Source organism: Pseudomonas sp. BJa3, assembly GCF_026343815.1.
Classification (GTDB): domain Bacteria; phylum Pseudomonadota; class Gammaproteobacteria; order Pseudomonadales; family Pseudomonadaceae; genus Aquipseudomonas; species Aquipseudomonas soli.
This window is the reverse complement of the sequence record NZ_JAOXMC010000103.1, coordinates 1-286: the sequence shown is the minus strand read 5'-3', so window position 1 is coordinate 286 and position 286 is coordinate 1. Positions and strand designations below refer to the sequence as shown.

General features: G+C 65.7%; 1 protein-coding gene. It reads right to left on the bottom strand.

Annotated elements, in window-relative coordinates; all coding sequences use genetic code 11:
• The coding region (locus OH705_RS27050) for a DUF2390 domain-containing protein (protein WP_267303413.1) at positions 1-286 on the bottom strand (286 nt) is incomplete at both ends.

The window sequence follows — 286 nt, the reverse complement described above, 5'->3', positions numbered from 1 at the left end:
TTCGGCGTCCTGAGTCGAGCCCATCACGACGCGCAGCCTGTGCAGCGCGTCGTGATTCGCGCTGGCGTCTGTTGCCAGCCATTGCAACCAGTCTGCGCCACGCTCGGGTGTCGGTACCCCGTGCTCGCAGAGGCCTTCCAGACGCTCCAGCAGAATGCGTTCTGCCGCCAGTTCCACTCCCTTGATCTGCTCACGCAAGCCCGCCAGTTGCGGATCGTCCGCGGCTGCCTGTCGCCATTGTTGGCGCACGCGGCGTAGCGGTTCGACCACCTCGGTTTGCCAGGCA